The organism is Pseudomonas sp. P4_C3, from assembly GCF_056402075.1.
Genome location: NZ_JBFUIC010000712.1, coordinates 1 through 854, shown reverse-complemented (window position 1 = coordinate 854; position 854 = coordinate 1). Strand labels below are relative to the sequence as shown.

Here is an 854-nt window from a genome sequence, read left to right as displayed (position 1 = left end):
CCTTCGCACGCATGGAGTCGGCCCGCAAAGTCTCGATGGAAACCTACCAGGTTGCCCAGAAACAGAAGGCTGAAGCCGCTGTAGCTCAAAGCAAAGCCAAGGCGACCGACCGCAGCAATAGCTGATCCGTATAGCGCGTCCCCGGGCTGACAGAAATGTGCGGCCTCAAGCTTCGAATGCAGCACCCAAGGTGCTGCTTTTGCTTATTTAACCGAAATCCCGCTAACACAAAATCCAGTGTGTTGAATCCACAGCTATAAGCAGCCTTTCACGAAGGGCTGCTTTGGGGCCTGTTCTTCAGGTCTGGGCTCAGAAGCGATAGTTGGTGCTCAGCTCCAGCGTCCGTGGGGCACCGGGCGTGATCAGATCCACCGAACCATGCGCCGAAGCGTAATACTCCTTGTCGAAGACATTGCGCAGACGCAGGGCCATGTCCCATTTCGGCTGGTTGTACAACAGCGCGGTGTCCACTGTTGTGTAAGCCGGCATGACCACATTGTTATCCAGCGCGGTATAGCGATCATCGACATAGTTGGCCCCCATGCCCACACGCCAGGTTTGCGTCAGCGAACGCACCAACCACAGGTTGGCGCTGTGGCGCGGCGTCAAGGTGGGTACCTGGCCTTCGTTGACGACACCGTTAGTAAGGCTGTTGGACTTGGATCACGTAGAGGGGCATCGATCTTCAGCGCGCTCCTGCTCTCGAATGAGTGGAGTCACTTAAGGCGACAGGCAGAAATCGGCCGATTCTGTTGAAAAAGTCGGCCGTGGTTTCCACGGCAGAAAAATACGCGCCTGAGATTGAAGTCTTTACTTTTGGGCAGAGGCTTCCGGGCTCAGATTTCACGTAGCAG

At 55.9% G+C, this 854-nt stretch carries 2 pseudogenes; one reads left to right on the top strand and one right to left on the bottom strand.

What is annotated here, in order from left to right:
* Window positions 1-125, top strand: a pseudogene (locus AC1DVH_RS31975) (co-regulatory protein PtrA N-terminal domain-containing protein); the annotation flags it as partial.
* Between the two features lie 184 nt (window positions 126-309).
* On the opposite strand, the pseudogene AC1DVH_RS31970 reads toward AC1DVH_RS31975, so the two are convergent.
* Window positions 310-663 (bottom strand): annotated as a pseudogene (locus tag AC1DVH_RS31970) (TonB-dependent receptor domain-containing protein); the annotation flags it as partial.
* Between the last annotated feature and the right edge of the window lie 191 nt (window positions 664-854).